The following is a 17,481-nucleotide window of genomic DNA, read 5'->3' as shown; positions in this document are numbered from 1 at the left end:
GAAGATCCACCGCAGGAAACAGGAGCAGAGATGCGAACTTCGTTCATGTCCCCCCAGGAAGGAATGACCCCCATTTCAAAGGACATGACACGTCGTGCACTTGCTCAACCTCGGAATCCTCGCCCATGTCGACGCCGGTAAGACCAGCCTCACCGAGCGGCTGCTGCACTCGGTCGGCGTCATCGACGAGCTCGGCAGCGTCGACGCGGGCAGCACCCGGACCGACACCCTCGCGCTGGAGCGCCGACGCGGGATCACCATCAAGTCGGCCGTCGTCTCGTTCCGGGTCGACGACGTCACCGTCAACCTGATCGACACCCCGGGCCACCCGGACTTCATCGCCGAGGTGGAGCGGGTCCTCGGTGTGCTCGACGGGGCCGTGCTCGTCGTCTCGGCCGTGGAGGGCGTCCAGGCACAGACCAGGATCCTGATGCGGACGCTGCGCCGGCTGCGCATCCCCACCCTTGTCTTCGTCAACAAGATCGACCGGCCCGGCGCCCGCGACGAGGGCGTCCTGCGGGAACTGACCGAGCGGCTGTCCGCGCCGGTCGTCCCGATGGGCACCGTCACGGGACTGGGCACGCCCGAGGCCGCCTTCCGCCTCGGCCGGGTGCCCGAGCTCGGCGTTCTCACCGGGCTCGACGTCCTCACCGAGCACGACGACGACCTTCTGTCGGCGTACGTCGACGGCGCCGTCACACCGGAGCGCGTGCGCGCCGCGCTGCTCGCCCAGACCCGCGACGTCCTCGTCCACCCGGTCCACTTCGGCTCCGCGACGACCGGTGCCGGGGTGCCCGAACTGATCGCCGCAATCCGGGAGTTGCTGCCCGTCGCCGAGGGAGACCCCGAAGGCCCGCTCTCCGGCACGGTGTTCAAGGTGGAGCGGGGTCCGGCGGGCGAGAAGATCGCCTACGCCCGTCTGTTCTCCGGCACCCTGCGCACCCGCGACGAGGTCCGGTACGGAGCCGGCGCCGGTAAGGTCACCGCGATCAGCGTCTTCGACCAGGGCACGGACGTACGGCGGGAGGAGGTGTCCGCGGGCCGGATCGCCCGGCTGTGGGGACTCCCCGACGTCCGCGTCGGCGACAGCCTCGGCGCACCCCGCAAGGAACACGGCCACTTCTTCGCGCCGCCGACCCTGGAGACGGTCGTGGTGCCCGCTCCGGACACCGACCGGCGTTCCCTGCACGTCGCCCTCACCCGGCTGGCCGAACAGGACCCGCTGATCGGCCTGCGTCACGACGAGGTCCGCCAGGAGACGTCGGTGTCGCTGTACGGGGAGGTGCAGAAGGAGGTTGTGCAGGCGACTCTTGCCGACGAGTACGGCCTGCACGTCACCTTCCGCGAGACGACACCGCTGTGCGTCGAGCGCCCGGCCGGCGCCGGGGCGGCGGCCGAGTTCATCAAGAAGGACGCGAACCCCTTCCTCGCCACCGTCGGTCTGCGCGTCGAGCCGGCCCCGCCCGGCAGCGGCGTGACCTTCGGCCTGGAGGTGGAGCTGGGCGCGATGCCGTACGCGTTCTTCAAGGCGGTCGAGGACACCGTCCGCGAGACGCTCGGCCAGGGGCTGCACGGCTGGCAGGTCACCGACTGTGCCGTCACCATGACCCACTCCGGGTACTGGCCCCGCCAGAGCCATGCCCACCAGGGCTTCGACAAGAGCATGTCCAGCACCGGTCACGACTTCCGCGGCCTGACCCCGTTGGTCCTGACCGAGGCGCTGCGCCGGGCCGGGACGCAGGTGTACGAGCCGATGCACCGCTTCCGCGTCGAGGCCCCGGCGGACACCCTGGGCGCGCTGCTGCCCGTGCTCGCCGCGCTGCGTGCCGTACCGCGCACGACGGACACCAGGGGCGCGCGATGCGTGCTGGAAGGGGTGGTGCCGGCCGCGCGGGTGCACGGCCTCGAACAGAGGATTCCGGGGCTGACGCGGGGTGAGGGCGAGTGGGAGAGCGGCTTCGACCACTACGCGCCCGTCACCCACGGCACCCCGCCCCAGCGGCCGCGCACGGACCACAACCCGCTGAACCGCAAGGAGTATCTGTTGAACGTGACAGGTCGGGTGTCCAACTGGGCAGACGGGGAATGAACTTACTGGAGGGTCAGAAGTATTGACGGTGTCCGGAAATCACCGGACTGTAGTAGACATGCCAAATGCACGGGCTCGTCTGCTCGCTGTTCTGGTGGTCCTCTGCGGACTCTGTGGCTTCCTGACGGTGGCGGGCTCTCCGACCGCCACCGCCGCCGCCACGCTCCCCGACTCCCTCTCCTTCGACGGCACGGCGCTCACCGTGTCGGGCGGCCGCTTCGTCGACGGCAACGGCCGCGAGGTCGTACTGCGCGGCTACAACGTCTCCGGCGAGACCAAACTCGCGGAGAACAAGGGCCTGCCCTTCGCCTCGGTCGCCGACGCCAAGAAGTCGGCGACGGCCCTGCGCGCCCTCGGCGGCGGCAACTCCGTCCGCTTCCTACTCTCCTGGGCCTACGCCGAACCGGTGAAGGGCCAGGTCGACACCGCCTACCTCGCCGCCGCCACCCAGCAGATGCGGGCATTCCTGGACGCCGGCATCCGGGTCTACCCCGACTTCCACCAGGACCTGTACTCCCGCCATCTGTTCAACTCGGGCAGCTGGTACACCGGCGACGGCGCCCCCGCATGGGCGGTGACACTCGGCGGCTACCCCGCCGAATCCTGCGGGATCTGCTTCATGTGGGGCCAGAACATCACCCAGAACAGCGCGGTGAAGGCCGCCCAGTACGACTTCTGGCACAACAACTACGGCCTCCAGGACTACTTCCTGGCCACCGCCCAGAAGACCATGGCCTACCTCAAGGCGAACCTCACCACCGAGGAGTTCACCGGCGTCCTGGGCTTCGACCCCTACAACGAGCCCTACGCCGGCACCTACGACTCCGGCCAGAACAGCCGCACCTGGGAACGCGACGTGCTGTGGCCGTTCTACGTGAAGTTCCGGGCCCGGATGGACGCGGCCGGCTGGAGCGACAAGCCCGCCTTCGTCGAGCCGAACCTCTTCTGGAACGGCAACGTCAGCAAGGAGGAGGGCGGCCTCCTCGACGCGGGCACGCTCGGCTCCCGCTATGTCTTCAACACCCACTTCTACGACCAGAAGGCCATCTCCGGAATCCTGATGTGGGGCAACGCGGAGAACGGCCAGTACGTGACCGACTTCGGCAACGTCCGTGACCGCGCCTCGGCGCTCGGCACGACGGCGATCGTCAGCGAGTTCGGGCACCCGTTGAACGGCTCGACTGCCGGAAAGGCGCCGACCGTCCTGAAGGCGATGTACCAGGCCCTCGACTCCCGTGTGAAGGGCGCCAGTTGGTGGAGCACGCCGGCCACCTCCGGCCCGGTCCTGTCCGGTTCGCAGTGGCAGTGGGACATCTACAACGGGCGTCACCACGAGCTGATGAACGGCAACGCCGCCAAGGTGCAGACCTCCGGCGACGCCTGGAACGACGAGGACCTCTCCGCCGTACGCCTCGACGACAGCGGCACGGCGACCCTCCGTCAGGACGCCCGTCTCCTCGACCGGATCTACCCGAGCGCCACCTCCGGCACCACCGTCGCCTTCACCTACGAGGACCGCTCCCGCGACGGCTCCACCACCCTCACCTGGAACCCGGTCCCCAGCACCCTGCCCAACACGGCACAGCTGGTCGGCTCCGGCCAGTACGGGCTGCTGGTGTGGCGCTCGAACGGCGGCACGGCCCCCACCGAATTGCACCTGCCCGCCTCCTTCCCGACCGCCACCACCACGGTCGTCTCCGACCTCGGCACGGTGTACGGGCCGTCGGCCTACACAACCGGCACAAAGATCGCGGCGGCCCCGGAGCCGGGCGGCACCGGCAGCCGACGCCTGCTGCTCAGCGCCTCCGACTCGGGCACCGTGCACTACGCCCTGGTCACCAACGGCGCCACCGCCCCCTCCGCGACCCTGCTGGCCGCCGCCCGCACGGAACTGTCGGCGTGGGCGGCGCAGAAGGTGGGGTAGCCGCCCGCCGCTTGACCCTCCCCTTGCGTCAGGGTTGAGGCTTGACCTCGACGAGATCGCCGCCATCCTCACCGACCCGCAGGCGAACGCGCTGGAGCACCTGCGGGCCCGGCAGCGCAGGCTGGGGGAGGAGACAGGGGAGGAGACAGACCGGGGTACGCCTCACCTCTGAGGAGAGGTTCGAGGACTTCTCACCGAGGCCACCGGCGTTCCCGGCCTGGGCGTCCACCTCTACACGCAGGCCGTCACCGCCCTGCGCCACCGCCTGCAGCTGCCCGCGCTGACACCCACCGCGACCCGCCGCCGTCAGGAGTGGGCCGGCCGGTGCGGCACGGCTTCGGCAGCATGGCCGCCGGCCACGGGGAGCGGCTGAGCGGGATCGCCGTAGGGGCCCTGCGCGCCGCCGGGCTGCGCGGCATCCTGCGGAGCGGCAGCGCCGGGCTCGCCGCCGAAGGCGACGACGACGTCCTGGCCGTCGGGGACGTGCCCCACGCGCTGCTGTTCTCCCGGACGGCCGCGATGGTCCACCACGCCGGAGCGGGCACCGCGGCGGCAGGACTGCGCGCCGGGGTGCCCGCGGTACCGGTGCCGGTGACGGCGGACCAGCCGTTCTGGGCGCGGCGGCCGGCGGCGCTCGGCGCCGCCACCGCACCCCTGCCGTTCCGGTCCCTCACCGCCGAACTGCTCACCGACGCCCTCGACCGAGCCGTCCGCGACCTCGCACACACCCGCTCCGCCCAGGCCGCCGCGAAGCGTCTGGCGACGGAGGACGGGGCGGGCGCGGTGCTCAAGGCGGTTGATCAGTACGCTGGTTGACCAGGCGTCAGCTACCCGTCCCCGTCCAGCCGGCGGCGACATGGCCCAGCCGGACCCGCTGCGGGTGGTCGCCCACCGGCACCGACACGACCTTCTGCCCGGTGGCGAAGTCGATCGCGGTGACCTGGTCGGCGCCGCTCTCGGAGATCACGCAGTCCTTGCCGTCGCCGCTGACCGTGGCCCAGTAGGGCTTGGAGGCGGTGACCAGCGGGCCCTCCTGGAGGGTGCTGCGGTTGACGATCGTCGCGTAGTCGTCCATCGTGCCGGCGACGCACAGCTTGCTGCCGTCGGGGCTCATCGACAGGCCGTGGTGGCGCGAGTCGTTGACGAACGTGGTGCGGTCGTCGCTGGTCGCCGGGTTCTTCGGCAGGGTCTTCGTCCGGGTGATCTTGTCCGTGGCGAGGTCGTACTCGAAGAAGCCGTTGAAGAACGAGACCTGGAAGTACAGCTTGGACTCGTCCGGTGAGAAGACCGCCGGGCGCACCGCGTCCGAGTAGTCCTTGAGGCCGATCGCGTCCAGCCGCTGCCGCATGTCGATGATCTTGACCTGCTGGTAGGTGTTCGCGTCGACGACGGTGATGCGCCGGTCGCCCTTCGTGAAGTCCTGCCACGGCGCGTCCATCGAGGTGTTCACGTCGCCGATCGACATGTTGTAGATGTACTTGCCGTCCTTGGTGAAGATGTTCTCGTGCGGCTTGTCGCCGGTCTTGAACGAGCCGACCTGCTTGCCGGTGACGATGTCCAGGACGTGCACGGTGTTCGAGATCGACGCGGAGACCGCGACCCGCTTGCCGTCCGGTGAGACGGCCATGTGGTCCGAGCGGTAACCGGACACGGGGAAACGCCAGTTGATGTTCCCGGTGGCCAGGTCGATGGAGACGACGTCGGCGAAACTCGGTCGCGAGACGACCACCGAGGAGCCGTCCGGCGTGGTGTACATGTCGTCGACGAACTGGTCATGGCCTTCGCCGACGCCGTTGCGGATGGCCGTGAAGTAGATCCACTTGATCGGATCGCGGTTGATCTCCGCCATCCGGGCGTCCTTGTCCGGGATCACGTTGATCCGGCCGACCTTGGCGAAGTCGCCGCTGGACTTGATGACGTCCGCGGTGCCTTCCCAGTTGTTGCCGACGAAGAGCACCTCGCGCAGCGCGGCGGCGGTCGAGGCGTCGGAGGCAGCCGTGGCGGTGGCGGCGGTCGCGGGAGCGGTGACGGTCAGGACGAGGGCGGCGGCTACGGAGCAAAGGTGCCTGGTTCTGAAGGCAGGCATGGCTGCTCTCTCCTCTGGGGGTGGCGGAAGGTACGGGGCAGGGCGAAGCACCCGGCCCGAATCTGAACACGGGCGCGTTCAGAGTTGACTTACTGGAAAGTAAGGAAGGGGTGCCCTTCGCCACAAGAGGCCGTGCACGACAAAATTGGCGGCGGGGGAGCACACAGCGACGAGGGAGGGTCAGTGACGGGCAGGCTCAGGGCGCCGACCGGCAGATACGGCGGCAAGACCGCCGAGCAGCGGCAGGTCGAGCGGCGCGGGAGGTTTCTGGACGCGGCACTGCAGTTGTTCGGGGGCACACCCGGCTACCGCGGCACCACGGTCGCCTCGCTCAGCGAAGCGGCCGGCCTGTCGACCCGACAGTTCTACGAGGAGTTCCGCACCCTCGAGGACGTCCTGGTGGCGCTGCACCTCCAGGTCAACGCCTGGGCCGAGGAGGCGGTCATGGCCGCCTTCACCGTCGCGCAGGACCTGCCGCTCGTCGACCGCGTCACGGCGATCTTCCGCGCCTACGCGGGCAACGTCACGGCGGACCCGTGCCGCATCCGGATCACCTTCGTCGAGATCGTCGGCGTCAGTCCCCGTCTGGAGGAACAGCGCCTGGCCCGCCGCGCCGGCTGGGTCGACCTCATCTGCGCCGAGGCGACGGCGGCCGTCGCCCGCGGCGAGGCGGCCCCGCGCGACTACCGGCTCGCGGCGACGGGCTTCATCGGCAGCGTCAACGGCCTCCTCCACGACTGGAGCGCGGGGTGGGTGGACGCGACCCTGGACGAGGTCGTCGACGAACTGGTCCGCCAACTGCTGGGGATACTCCGCCCGCCGGGGTGGACGCCCGAGGAGCCCTAGAAGGCTCATGAAGATCTTGGGGTTCTGGCCCCGCCGCGTGAGCGGTGGGGCCAGACTCGTTTCGTGGTGATGGGGGAATGGGCCGGGGACACGGTCGGGCCGGATGTGTGGGAGACGTGCCGGGAGTTGATTCCGGCGGGGAGTGTGTTCGCGTTTCTGGCCGAGCACCGTGGTGCTCTGTTCCCGGCTCATATGTTCGCGGACATGTACCCGTCGGCGAATGGACGGCCGAGCATGCCGCCGCAGATCCTGGCTGCGGCGATCACGCTGCAGGCCCTGCACGGGCTGTCGGACTTCGAGACGGTGCAGGAGCTGCGGTGTGACCTGCGGTGGAAGGCCGCGTGCGGGCTGGGCCTGAACGACCTGGCGTTTGACCCGTCTCTGCTGGCCTACTTCCGCCGCCGTCTGGCCTGCTCGGCCCGGCCCAACCGCGTCTTCGAGGCCGTGCGCGAGGTGGTGAAGGCCACCGGTGTCCTGGGCGGCAAGCACCGGCGGGCCTTGGACTCGACGGTGTTGGACGACGCGGTGGCCACCCAGGACACCGTCACCCAGCTGATCGCCGCCGTCCGTGCGGTGATCCGCGAAGTCCCCGGCGCCGCCGAGGTCGCGGCCGTGCAGTGCACCGCGCACGACTACACCGATCCCGGCAAACCCCGCATCGCCTGGAACGACGAGCAGGCCCGCGCGGAACTCGTCGACGCCCTGGTCACCGATGTGCTGCGGCTGCTGGGCCACCTGCCCGACCAGCAGCTGGACGAGAAGGCCGCGAACGCCCTCGGCATCCTGGCGCTGGTCGCAGGACAAGACGTGGAGCCGGCCGAGGACTCCGACGGCCGCGACGGACGCTGGCGCATCAGCAAGGGGACCGCTCCGGGCCGCGTCGTGTCCACCGTCGACCCTGAAGCCCGCCACATCCACAAGACCCGCACCCACCAGCAGGACGGATACAAAGCCCACCTGGCCATCGAGCCCGAGACCGGCTTATACACGGCCGTGGCTCTGCGGCCCGGCGCCGGAGCCGAGCACCACGAGGCCACCGTCGGCCTGGATCTGCTGGCCGACGAGGAGAGTCCGGTGGACGCCTTCGGCGACACCGCCTACTCCGCCGGCGACATGCGCCAAGCCCTGCACCAGGCGGGGCACCGGCTGTTCTTCAAGCCCGCCCCACTGCGGCCCGCCGTCCCCGGCGGCTTCACCCTGGACGACTTCGCCATCGACACCGCCGCCTCCGCGGTCACCTGCCCCGCCGGGCATACGGTTGCCCTGTCGGGCCCCGGCGGACAGCACAACCAGCGCAAGGCGGCCTTCGGGAACCTGTGCACCGGATGCCCCCTCCGCGAGCGGTGCACCAAGGCCAAGGCCGGCCGCATCCTGACCATCCGCCCCCACCACGACCTGCAAGCGGCCGCCCGCCGCCAGGCCGCCACCGACCCGGACTGGCAAGCCGACTACCGCCGCTGGCGACCACCAGTCGAACGCGCCGTCGCCTGGCTCGTCCAGCACGGCAACCGCAGACTCCGCTACCGCGGAACCATCAACAACAACACCTGGCTTCACACCCGAGCCGCCGCCCTCAACCTCCGCCGACTGATCAACCTCGGACTCACCCACACTGGCGGCCGCTGGCGACTCACCCCGGCCACCACATAGCGAACAGGGGCTGCCCGGCCTCCGGCCGGACAGCCCCTCACCAAGATCTTCATGAGCCTTCTAGGTCGTGTCCGCGAAGTCCCGCCTGGCTTCCGGGCAGTCGGCGCTACTTTGCGGGCGCGACCCGGGGAAGCCTCAGGACCCGTCCTGGCCGGTGGCTCGGGGACGGTCGGGTGACAGGCGGGCCACCGCCTCCACCACCCGCCCCACTCCGTCCTCCCCGCGCACCCGGGCCCCCAACGTCCGTGCCCGCTCCCGGTACTCGGGCTCGCGGGTGGCCCGCACGAGCGCTGCGGTGAGGGCGTCGGCGGTCAGTCGGCGCAGCGGCAGCGACGCCGGGGCCACCCCTAGGGCGACCAGACGGTCGGCCCAGAAGGTCTCGTCGAACTGGATCGGCACCGGTACCGCGGGCACGCCGGCCCGTACGCCGGCCGCCGTGGTGCCCGCGCCGCAGTGGTGGACCACCGCGGCCGTCTCAGGGAAGAGCAGCGCGTGCGGCACCTCGTCGACCGTCAGCATGTCGTCGCCGTCGGCCGCAAGGCCCGCCCAGCCGCGCTGGATCACCCCGCGCAGCCCCGCCCGCCGCAGCGCCCGGACGATCTCGCCGCTCAGCCGTCGCGGGTCGGGCACGGTCGCACTGCCCAGGCCGACGAAGACCGGCGGCGCCCCGGCGTCGAGGAACGTCCGCAGCGCAGGCGGGAGTCGGCTCTCCCGGTCGTACGGCCACCAGTACCCGGTGACGTCCAGTTCGGTCCGCCAGTCCCGGGGCCGGGGCACCACCAGCGGGCTGAAACCGTGCAGGACCGGCCAGCCGCGCCGCCGCCGCGCCCGCAGGGCGGCGCCGGGGCGGGGTGCGGCGGGCAGTCCCAGTCGGGCCCGTACCGTCGGCAGGACGGGCGCGAAGATCTGCTCGACGGCCAGCCCGACACCGTGCCCGGCGAGCCGGTTGCCGACCGCTCCCCATGAGCCGCCGCCCAGCATCGGCGGCGCGAACTCCCCTGTGGGGGCGACGGGTTGGAGGTAGAGGCCGAGGCTCGGCAGGGACAGGCCCTCGGCGATGGTGTGCCCCAGGGGCGCCACCGAGGCGGACAGCAGCAGCACGTCGCTGGCGCGGGCGGCGGTCAGAATGTCGTCGGTCATCTGCCCGACCAGGGCCCGCGCCATCCGGGCCACGCGCAGTAACTTGCCCGGCCCGGTGGTGCTGCGGTGCAGACCCCGGCCCCGCTGGGACTCCAACTCGGCCCGCGGATCGACGGGCAGCGCGTGGAAACCCACGCCCGAGCCCGCCACCAGCGGCGCGAACCGGGCGTGGGTGACCAGGGTGACCTCGTGTCCCGCCCGCACGAGAGCGTGCCCCAACCCGGTGAAGGGGGCCACGTCGCCCCGGGATCCCGCCGTCATGATCGCCACTCGCACGACGGACAGTATGACGGCGCTGAGCCCGGTCGTGGGTGAACGACCCCACGAAAGCGGCCACTTCGTCTGTGGCGGCCAACTTTCGTGACCGGTCACATCACTTCTGTCGCAGCCGTTGACTTCCCTCTCGGGCGGCTCTACTTTCGGCGCGCAACACGTTCGGATAGCCGACCCTTGTTCGATATTTCGAAGTTCGAATTCCGGAGCCGCCGCATGCTTCCCCCACCCCGCTCCAGCCTCGTCCGGCGCTGCAGATCCGCCGCCGCACGCGTGCTCGCCCTGCTGCTGACCGCGACCGCGGCCCTGCTGTTCGCCCAGCCCGGCCCCGCCGAGGCCGCGACCTCGCGGCAGATCGCCGTGCCCGCCGCCCCGATGGGCTGGGCCTCCTGGAACAGCTTCGCCGCGAAGATCGACTACAACGTCATCAAGCAGCAGGTCGACGCGTTCGTCGCCGCGGGCCTGCCCGCGGCCGGGTACAAGTACATCAACATCGACGAGGGCTGGTGGCAGGGCACCCGTGACAGCGCGGGCAACATCACCGTCGACCAGTCCGAGTGGCCCGGCGGCATGAGCGCCATCGCCGACTACATCCACAGCAAGGGTCTGAAGGCCGGCATCTACACCGACGCCGGCAAGGACGGCTGCGGCTACTACTTCCCGACCGGCCGCCCCGCCGCTCCGGGCAGCGGCAGCGAGGGCCACTACGAGCAGGACATGACCCAGTTCTCCACCTGGGGCTTCGACTTCGTGAAGGTCGACTGGTGCGGCGGTGACGCCGAGGGCCTCGACGCGGCGACGACGTACCAGTCGATCAGCGACGCGATCGCCAAGGCCACGGCCGCCACCGGCCGCCCGATGACCCTGTCGCTGTGCAACTGGGGCCGGCAGAACCCCTGGAACTGGGCGCCCGGGCAGGGCGCGATGTGGCGGACCAACGACGACATCATCCTGTTCGGCAACAAGCCGTCCATGACCAACCTGCTGACCAACTTCGACCGCAACGTGCACCCCACCGCCCAGCACACCGGCTACTACAACGACCCGGACATGCTGATGGTCGGCATGGACGGCTTCACCGCCGCCCAGAACCGCACCCACATGAACCTGTGGGCCATCTCCGGCGCCCCGCTCCTCGCCGGCAACGACCTGAGCACGATGACGAGCGAGACGGCGAACATCCTGAAGAACCCCGAGGTCGTCGCCGTCGACCAGGACCCGCGCGGCCTCCAGGGCGTCAAGGTCGCCGAGGACAGCAGCGGCCTCCAGGTGTACGGCAAGGTCCTCGCCGGCACCGGCAAGCGGGCCGTGGTTCTGCTCAACCGCACCTCAGCCGCCGCCGACATCACCGTCCGCTGGTCCGACCTGGGGCTGACCAACGCCTCCGCGACCGTCCGTGACCTGTGGGCGCGCGCCGACCTCGGCTCGTCCGGCACGAGCTACACCGCGAACGTCCCCGCCGGCGGCTCCGTCATGCTCACCGTCACCGGCGGCACCGAGGCGTCGGGCAGCACGTACACCGGCACGTCGAGCTTCTCCGGCGTGGTCGCCGGGAACACCGGCCTGAAGGTCGTCGACGTCGCCTACACCAACACCGCCGCCACCGCCCGCAGCGCGACCCTCAAGGTCAACGGTCAGACGGCGACGACCGTCTCCTTCCCGCCCACGGGCTCCGCACAGGGCACGATCAGCCTCCAGGTCTCCCTGTCGAAGGGGTCGGCCAACACCCTCACGTTCACCAACGCGCCGACCCTCGCCGACATCACCGTCAAGCCGCTGCCCGGCATGAACGGCACCCTGGTCGTCGGCAAACAGTCCGGACGCTGCCTGGACATGTACAACACCACCATCACCAACGGCACCCAGGCCGAGATCTGGGACTGCAACGGCGGCTCCAACCAGGCCTGGACGTACACCTCCCGCAAGGAACTCGTGATGTACGGCAACAAGTGCCTGGACGCCTACAACCAGGGCACCACCAACGGCACCAAGGTCGTGATCTGGGACTGCAACGGCCAGAACAACCAGAAGTGGAACGTCAACAGCGACGGCACGATCACCAACGTCAACGCAGGCCTGTGCCTCGACGCCAACGGGGCGGGCACGGCCAACCGCACCCCGATCGTCCTGTGGACCTGCGGCACCGCCGACAACCAGAAGTGGACCCTGACCTGACGCTGTGAGCCGCAGGGCAGATGACCCTGCGGCTCACCGGTGTCGACCGCGCCGCGTGCGCACGGCACGCGGCGTCGGCGGACGCGGGCGGGACCGCGCTGCTCTCAGCGCGGTCCGCAGCAGGGCGACGGACGCCCGTCCCCCTGCTGTGAGCGCCGGCGCCCACAGCGCAGAGCGGGCCGGCCGCGACCGGCCCGACCCTGCCCGGATCGAGAAGGTCCAGGTCATCCGGGAGGTGACCCGGACCCCGGTGGTCCTGGTTCCTACTCGTCCCATGCCTGGATCAGCGTCTGCTCGACGATCTTGCCGTCCCGCAGGGTGATCATCGACTCGGCGAGCACACGCACGCCGTCCGCGTACTGGCAGGACTCGCTGTAGGCGGCGCGATCGCCCTGGACGATGCACTCCTCCAGCTTGTGGGTCATGTCCCTGCCGTAGACGTCCTCGAGCATCAGGGCGATCTCGTCCCGGCCGTGCAGAACCTTCGGCCTGCTGGGCTGGGTGTTGTGGTCGACGACGCGCAGTTCCGCGTCGTCGGCGTAGAGCGACAGCAGCGCCGCCGCCGACTGTCCTTCCACGCCCCTGCGCAGGGTCTCGGTGTCGAATGTGGAGCCTGCCGTGGTGCCCATGGTGACCTCCTCGAAGGGCCGCGGCCGAAGGGAGGACGGAACGCCGGGCCCTCACTTCGAGGCTCCTCCGGCACGGCGGCCTCGGCAAGCGCAGCCGGTCCGCTCCACCTGTCGGGTGAGCGCGGCCGCCCACCCGTGTCCGCCGGCCAGCCCACGGCGTTGCTGAGGGCATGATCTCCACTCGACGCATCGCCGCAATCGCCGCTCTCGCCGCCGGGGTCACGGGCCTCGCGGCACCCCTGGCGAACGCGGCCGACGCCCCGAACACCGGCCGGCTCAACCCGATGACCACGCTGGACTCGCTGGCCGCGAACCAGATTCCGGTGGAGCACCGCGCCGACCTCCCGCCGGTCTCCCGCCAGTTGCGCGAGCTCAACAAGGTGAGCGGGCTCGAGCAGCTGTACGAGCTGCACCAGGTCACCGATCTCGTCGCCCCCGTCACCGGGCTGCTGCCCGGGATCCAGGGCTGAGCGTCGTACCTCTTCCCCCGCTGGGGGCCGTCCGGACGTCCGGACGGCCCCCACCCGCGTTTCGGCCTCCGGGTCACTCGACCGTCGCGAGGAACTGGGTCGCCGCCAGCTCCGCGTAGAGCGGGTCGCCCGCCACCAGCTCACGGTGCGTACCCACCGCCCGCACCCGGCCCGCGTCCATGACGACGATCCGGTCGGCCATCGTGACCGTCGACAACCGGTGCGCGACGACGAGGACCGTGGTCGTCCGGGCGACGTCCGCGACGGTGTCCCGCAGCGCCGCCTCGTTCACCGCGTCCAGCTGGGACGTCGCCTCGTCGAGCAGGAGCAGCCGCGGACGGCGCAGCAGCGCACGGGCGATGGCCACGCGCTGCCGCTCGCCGCCGGACAGCTTCGTCCCACGATGCCCGACCAGCGTGTCCAGCCCCTGCGGCAGCCGTGCGACCAGAGCGTCGAGGCGGGTCGTCTTCAGCACACGGCGCACCGTGTCGTCGTCGGCCTCCGCGTTCCCCAGCAGCAGGTTGTCGCGCAGCGAGCCCGACAGCACGGGGGCGTCCTGCTCCACGTAGCCGATGGAGGAGCGCAGCTGAGACAGCTCCCAGTCGCCGAGGTCGCGGCCGTCGAGGGTGATCGTGCCGGACTCGGGGTCGTAGAACCGCTCGATCAGCGAGAACACTGTGGTCTTGCCGGCGCCCGAGGGTCCGACGAACGCGGTCATGCCCCGGGCCGGCACGGCGAACGTCACCCCGTGGTGGATGTACGGCAGGTGGTCGGCGTACCGGAAGCGGACGTCGGCGAAGGCGAGGGAGGCCGGTTCGGCGGTGGGGGAGGGGAGCGGTGCGGGGCGGGACGCCGGTTCGGCGGGCAGATGCAGGGCCTCCTGGATGCGGCTCAGGGCGGCCGAACCCGTCTGGTACTGGGTGATCGCGCCGACGACCTGCTGGATCGGCGACATCAGATAGAAGACGTACAGCAGGAACGCCACCAGCGTGCCGACCTCGATCGTGCCCGTCGCGACCCGGGCCCCGCCCACCGCGAGGACGGTGATGAAGGCGGTCTGCATCGCCAGGCCGGCCGTGTTGCCCGCCGCCGCCGACCACTTGGCGGCGCGCACGCTCTGCCGCCAGGACTCCTCGGCCGCCGAGTGCAGCGTCGCCTCCTCGCGCAGCTCGGCGCCCGACGCCTTCACCGTGCGCAGCGCGCCCAGCACCCGCTCCAGCGAGGCCCCCATCACCCCGACCGCGTCCTGCGCGCGCCGGCTCGCCCGGTTGATGCGCGGCACGATCACCCCGAGGACGGTCCCCGCGCCCAGGATCACGGCCAGCGTGACCCCCAGCAGCACCGGATCCACCAGGCCCATCATGACCACCGTGGCGACCAGGGTCAGACCGCCGGTGCCGAGGCCCACCAGCGAGTCGGTGGTGACCTCGCGCAGCAGCGTCGTGTCGGAGGTGATGCGGGCCATCAGATCGCCGGGCTCGCTGCGGTCCACGGCCGGGATCCGCAGTCGCAGCAGATACGAGGACAGCGCCCGCCGGGCACCGAGCACCACCGACTCCGCCGTGCGCCGCAGAACATACGAACCCAGCGCGCCCAGCGCCGAGTTGGCGACCACCAGCGCCGTCAGTGCCAGCAACGCCCCGGATATCGAACGGTCATGACCCAGGTCGTCGATCAACCCCCGTGCCACCAGCGGCAGTAGCAGCCCGGTGGCGCCGGTGACGAGCGAGAGCGCCGCACCCGCCAGCAGGGCCCGGCGGTGTGGCCGCACATAGTCGAGCAACAGCCGCCACGGCGGCCGGCCGCCGGCGGTCTCCGCGATGGTCACAAGGCTCCTCGGAGGTCGGGTCGAAGCCCTCAGGCTACGTCGGCGCAAGCGAGGTGTGGCCGCGGGCACATGTTCAGGGCACGCGTCGGCCCTGCCGCCCGTGCGCTTACCGATCAGTCACACGTAGGGTCGGCACCGGGACGGATGACCGCCGAAGAAAGGGGCAGCAGCATGCCGCAGGAAGTACGCGGAGTGATCGCGCCGGGCAAGAACGAGCCGGTGCGGGTGGAGACGATCGTGATCCCCGACCCCGGCCCCGGTGAGGCCGTGGTGAAGATCCAGGCCTGCGGGGTCTGCCACACCGACCTGCACTACAAGCAGGGCGGCATCAACGACGAGTTCCCCTTCCTGCTCGGCCACGAGGCGGCCGGTGTCGTGGAGTCGGTCGGTGACGGCGTCACCGACGTCGCGCCCGGCGACTTCGTGATCCTGAACTGGCGTGCGGTGTGCGGACAGTGCCGGGCGTGTCTGCGGGGCCGGCCCTGGTACTGCTTCGACACTCACAACGCCAAGCAGAGGATGACGCTGGCGTCGACCGGTCAGGAGCTGTCTCCGGCGCTGGGTATCGGGGCGTTCGCGGAGAAGACGCTGGTGGCGGCCGGGCAGTGCACAAAGGTCGACGCGTCGGTGTCGGCGGCGGTGGCCGGACTGCTGGGCTGTGGCGTGATGGCGGGCATCGGCGCGGCGATCAACACCGGCAACGTCGGCCGGGGCGACACCGTCGCGGTCATCGGCTGCGGTGGCGTGGGTGACGCGGCGATCGCCGGGGCGAACCTGGCCGGCGCGGCGAAGATCATCGCGGTGGACATCGACGACCGGAAGCTGGAGACGGCGCGGAAGATGGGCGCCACCCACACGGTCAACTCCAAGGAGTCCGACGCGGTCGAGGCGATCCGCGGGCTGACCGGTGGTTTCGGCGCCGACGTCGTCATCGAGGCGGTCGGCCGCCCGGAGACCTACAAGCAGGCCTTCTACGCCCGCGACCTCGCCGGCACGGTCGTCCTGGTCGGCGTGCCCACCCCCGAGATGAAGCTGGAACTGCCGCTCCTGGACGTGTTCGGGCGGGGCGGCGCGCTGAAGTCGTCCTGGTACGGCGACTGCCTGCCCTCCCGTGACTTCCCGATGCTGATCGACCTGCACCTGCAGGGCCGCCTGGACCTGGGGGCGTTCGTGACCGAGACGATTCAGCTCGACGAGGTGGAGAAGGCGTTCGAGCGGATGCACCACGGAGACGTCCTGCGTTCGGTGGTGGTGCTGTGATGACCGCGCGCATCGAACACCTCGTCACCTCAGGCCGGTTCACCCTCGACGGCGGTACCTGGGACGTCGAGAACAACGTGTGGCTCGTCGGCGACGACCACGAGGTCGTCGTCATCGACGCCGCCCACGACGCCGACGCGATCCTGGCCGCCGTGGGCGACCGCAGGCTGACGGCCATCGTCTGCACCCACGCCCACAACGACCATGTCTCCGCCGCGCCCGCCCTCGCCGACGCGACCGGCGCCACGATCTGGCTGCACCCCGACGACCTGCCGCTGTGGAAGCTCACCCATCCGCACCGCGAGCCCGACGCCCACCTGGCCGACGGTCAGGTCATCGAGGCCGCCGGCGCCGACCTGACCGTCCTGCACACCCCCGGGCACGCGCCCGGCGCGGTCTGCCTGTACGAGCCCGGGCTCGGCGTGCTGTTCACCGGCGACACCCTCTTCCAGGGCGGCCCCGGCGCCACCGGCCGCTCCTACTCCCACTTCCCGACGATCATCACGTCCATCAAGGACCGGCTGCTCGCCCTCCCACCGGAGACGAAGGTGCTGACCGGCCACGGCGACGCGACGACCATCGGCGCGGAGGCGCCCCACCTTCAGGAGTGGATCGCCCGCGGCCACTGACCCGGCCCCGATGCCCGACGGGAAACACAGCGGCGCCGGAGCGCCGGCCCGCCCTACGATCACGGGCATGACCACTGCACTCGTGACCCTCCATGACACCCGTGTCCTGCGGTGCGCCCCCGACGGCCCACCGCTCGACGGGGAGAGCGCCGCCCTCGACCTGATCGGCGACGCGTTCGGCCAGGACGCCACACTCGTCGCCGTGCCGGCCGAACGGGTCGGGGACGCGTTCTTCCAACTGCGGTCGGGGGTCGCGGGCGCTGTCGTGCAGAAGTTCGCGAACTACCGGCTGAGGCTGGCCGTCGTCGGGGACATCTCCCCGCACCTCGCCGAGAGTTCGGCGCTGCGGGACTTCGTGTACGAGGCGAACCAGGGCGGCCAGCTGTGGTTCGTCGCGGACGACGGCGCGTTGGAGGACCGGCTGCGCCCGGCCGGGTGAGCACCGCCGATAAGACGACAGAAGATGTCCGGCTTTCCCGGGA

14 protein-coding genes and 1 pseudogene are annotated in these 17,481 nt (G+C 70.9%); 11 read left to right on the top strand and 4 right to left on the bottom strand.

Going from position 1 to position 17,481, the window contains the following annotated elements; all coding sequences use genetic code 11:
* The first annotated feature begins 94 nt into the window (after positions 1 to 94).
* From B5557_RS04595 to B5557_RS04585, 4 genes and pseudogenes are all read left to right on the top strand, one after another.
* Positions 95 to 2,089, top strand: a complete 1,995-nt coding sequence (locus tag B5557_RS04595; protein ID WP_079657901.1) for an elongation factor G — start codon at positions 95 to 97, stop codon at positions 2,087 to 2,089.
* Positions 2,090 to 2,147: 58 nt separating this feature from the next.
* Entirely contained in the window at positions 2,148 to 4,013 is a 1,866-nt protein-coding gene (locus tag B5557_RS04590) for a cellulase family glycosylhydrolase (RefSeq protein ID WP_079657900.1), read from the top strand.
* Between the two features lie 34 nt (positions 4,014 to 4,047).
* Positions 4,048 to 4,185, top strand: coding sequence for a hypothetical protein (locus tag B5557_RS43520; protein WP_159424325.1), 138 nt, complete (start codon positions 4,048 to 4,050; stop codon positions 4,183 to 4,185).
* A gap of 146 nt (positions 4,186 to 4,331) precedes the next feature.
* Positions 4,332 to 4,829: pseudogene (locus B5557_RS04585) on the top strand (glycosyltransferase); the annotation flags it as partial.
* Between the two features lie 7 nt (positions 4,830 to 4,836).
* On the opposite strand, the gene B5557_RS04580 reads toward B5557_RS04585, so the two are convergent.
* Positions 4,837 to 6,099 (bottom strand): YncE family protein, encoded by a 1,263-nt coding sequence (locus tag B5557_RS04580; RefSeq protein ID WP_079657899.1) that lies wholly within the window; start codon positions 6,097 to 6,099, stop codon positions 4,837 to 4,839.
* Positions 6,100 to 6,282: 183 nt separating this feature from the next.
* On the opposite strand from B5557_RS04580, the gene B5557_RS04575 reads away from it, so the two are divergent.
* Positions 6,283 to 6,945, top strand: a complete 663-nt coding sequence (locus B5557_RS04575; RefSeq protein ID WP_079657898.1) for a TetR/AcrR family transcriptional regulator — start codon at positions 6,283 to 6,285, stop codon at positions 6,943 to 6,945.
* 69 nt (positions 6,946 to 7,014) lie between these two features.
* On the top strand, positions 7,015 to 8,595 hold the full coding sequence (locus B5557_RS04570) for an IS1182 family transposase (RefSeq protein WP_079657897.1): 1,581 nt from the start codon (positions 7,015 to 7,017) through the stop codon (positions 8,593 to 8,595).
* A gap of 135 nt (positions 8,596 to 8,730) precedes the next feature.
* On the opposite strand, the gene B5557_RS04565 is transcribed toward B5557_RS04570, so the two are convergent.
* A complete protein-coding gene (locus B5557_RS04565) occupies positions 8,731 to 9,996 on the bottom strand; it encodes a glycosyltransferase (protein WP_079664589.1) in 1,266 nt (421 codons plus the stop codon).
* Between the two features lie 228 nt (positions 9,997 to 10,224).
* Here B5557_RS04565 and B5557_RS04560 point away from each other — a divergent pair, with 228 nt between their 5' ends.
* On the top strand, positions 10,225 to 12,183 hold the full coding sequence (locus tag B5557_RS04560; protein WP_079657896.1) for a ricin-type beta-trefoil lectin domain protein: 1,959 nt from the start codon (positions 10,225 to 10,227) through the stop codon (positions 12,181 to 12,183).
* Positions 12,184 to 12,446: 263 nt separating this feature from the next.
* Here B5557_RS04560 and B5557_RS04555 read toward each other — a convergent pair whose 3' ends face one another.
* Complete coding sequence (locus B5557_RS04555; RefSeq protein WP_079657895.1) at positions 12,447 to 12,812, bottom strand: nuclear transport factor 2 family protein; 366 nt, start codon at positions 12,810 to 12,812, stop codon at positions 12,447 to 12,449.
* Positions 12,813 to 12,982: 170 nt separating this feature from the next.
* On the opposite strand from B5557_RS04555, the gene B5557_RS04550 reads away from it, so the two are divergent.
* Entirely contained in the window at positions 12,983 to 13,282 is a 300-nt protein-coding gene (locus tag B5557_RS04550; RefSeq protein WP_079657894.1) for a hypothetical protein, read from the top strand.
* Positions 13,283 to 13,355: 73 nt separating this feature from the next.
* Here B5557_RS04550 and B5557_RS04545 read toward each other — a convergent pair whose 3' ends face one another.
* Positions 13,356 to 15,110, bottom strand: coding sequence for an ABC transporter ATP-binding protein (locus tag B5557_RS04545; protein WP_079657893.1), 1,755 nt, complete (start codon positions 15,108 to 15,110; stop codon positions 13,356 to 13,358).
* Between the two features lie 171 nt (positions 15,111 to 15,281).
* On the opposite strand from B5557_RS04545, the gene B5557_RS04540 reads away from it, so the two are divergent.
* From B5557_RS04540 to B5557_RS04530, 3 genes are all read left to right on the top strand, one after another.
* Entirely contained in the window at positions 15,282 to 16,370 is a 1,089-nt protein-coding gene (locus B5557_RS04540) for an S-(hydroxymethyl)mycothiol dehydrogenase (RefSeq protein WP_079657892.1), read from the top strand.
* Positions 16,370 to 16,999 carry an MBL fold metallo-hydrolase gene (locus tag B5557_RS04535; protein WP_079657891.1) on the top strand — a complete coding sequence of 210 codons (630 nt, stop codon included), beginning with the start codon at positions 16,370 to 16,372 and terminating at the stop codon, positions 16,997 to 16,999. Before B5557_RS04540 ends, B5557_RS04535 begins: the two co-directional genes overlap by 1 nt.
* 67 nt (positions 17,000 to 17,066) lie before the next feature.
* A complete protein-coding gene (locus B5557_RS04530; RefSeq protein ID WP_079664588.1) occupies positions 17,067 to 17,438 on the top strand; it encodes a DUF4180 domain-containing protein in 372 nt (123 codons plus the stop codon).
* The last annotated feature ends 43 nt before the right edge of the window (positions 17,439 to 17,481 follow it).

It is taken from the genome of Streptomyces sp. 3214.6, assembly GCF_900129855.1.
Classification (GTDB): Bacteria; Actinomycetota; Actinomycetes; order Streptomycetales; family Streptomycetaceae; genus Streptomyces; species Streptomyces soliscabiei.
This window is presented reverse-complemented; position numbering and strand designations above follow the sequence as displayed.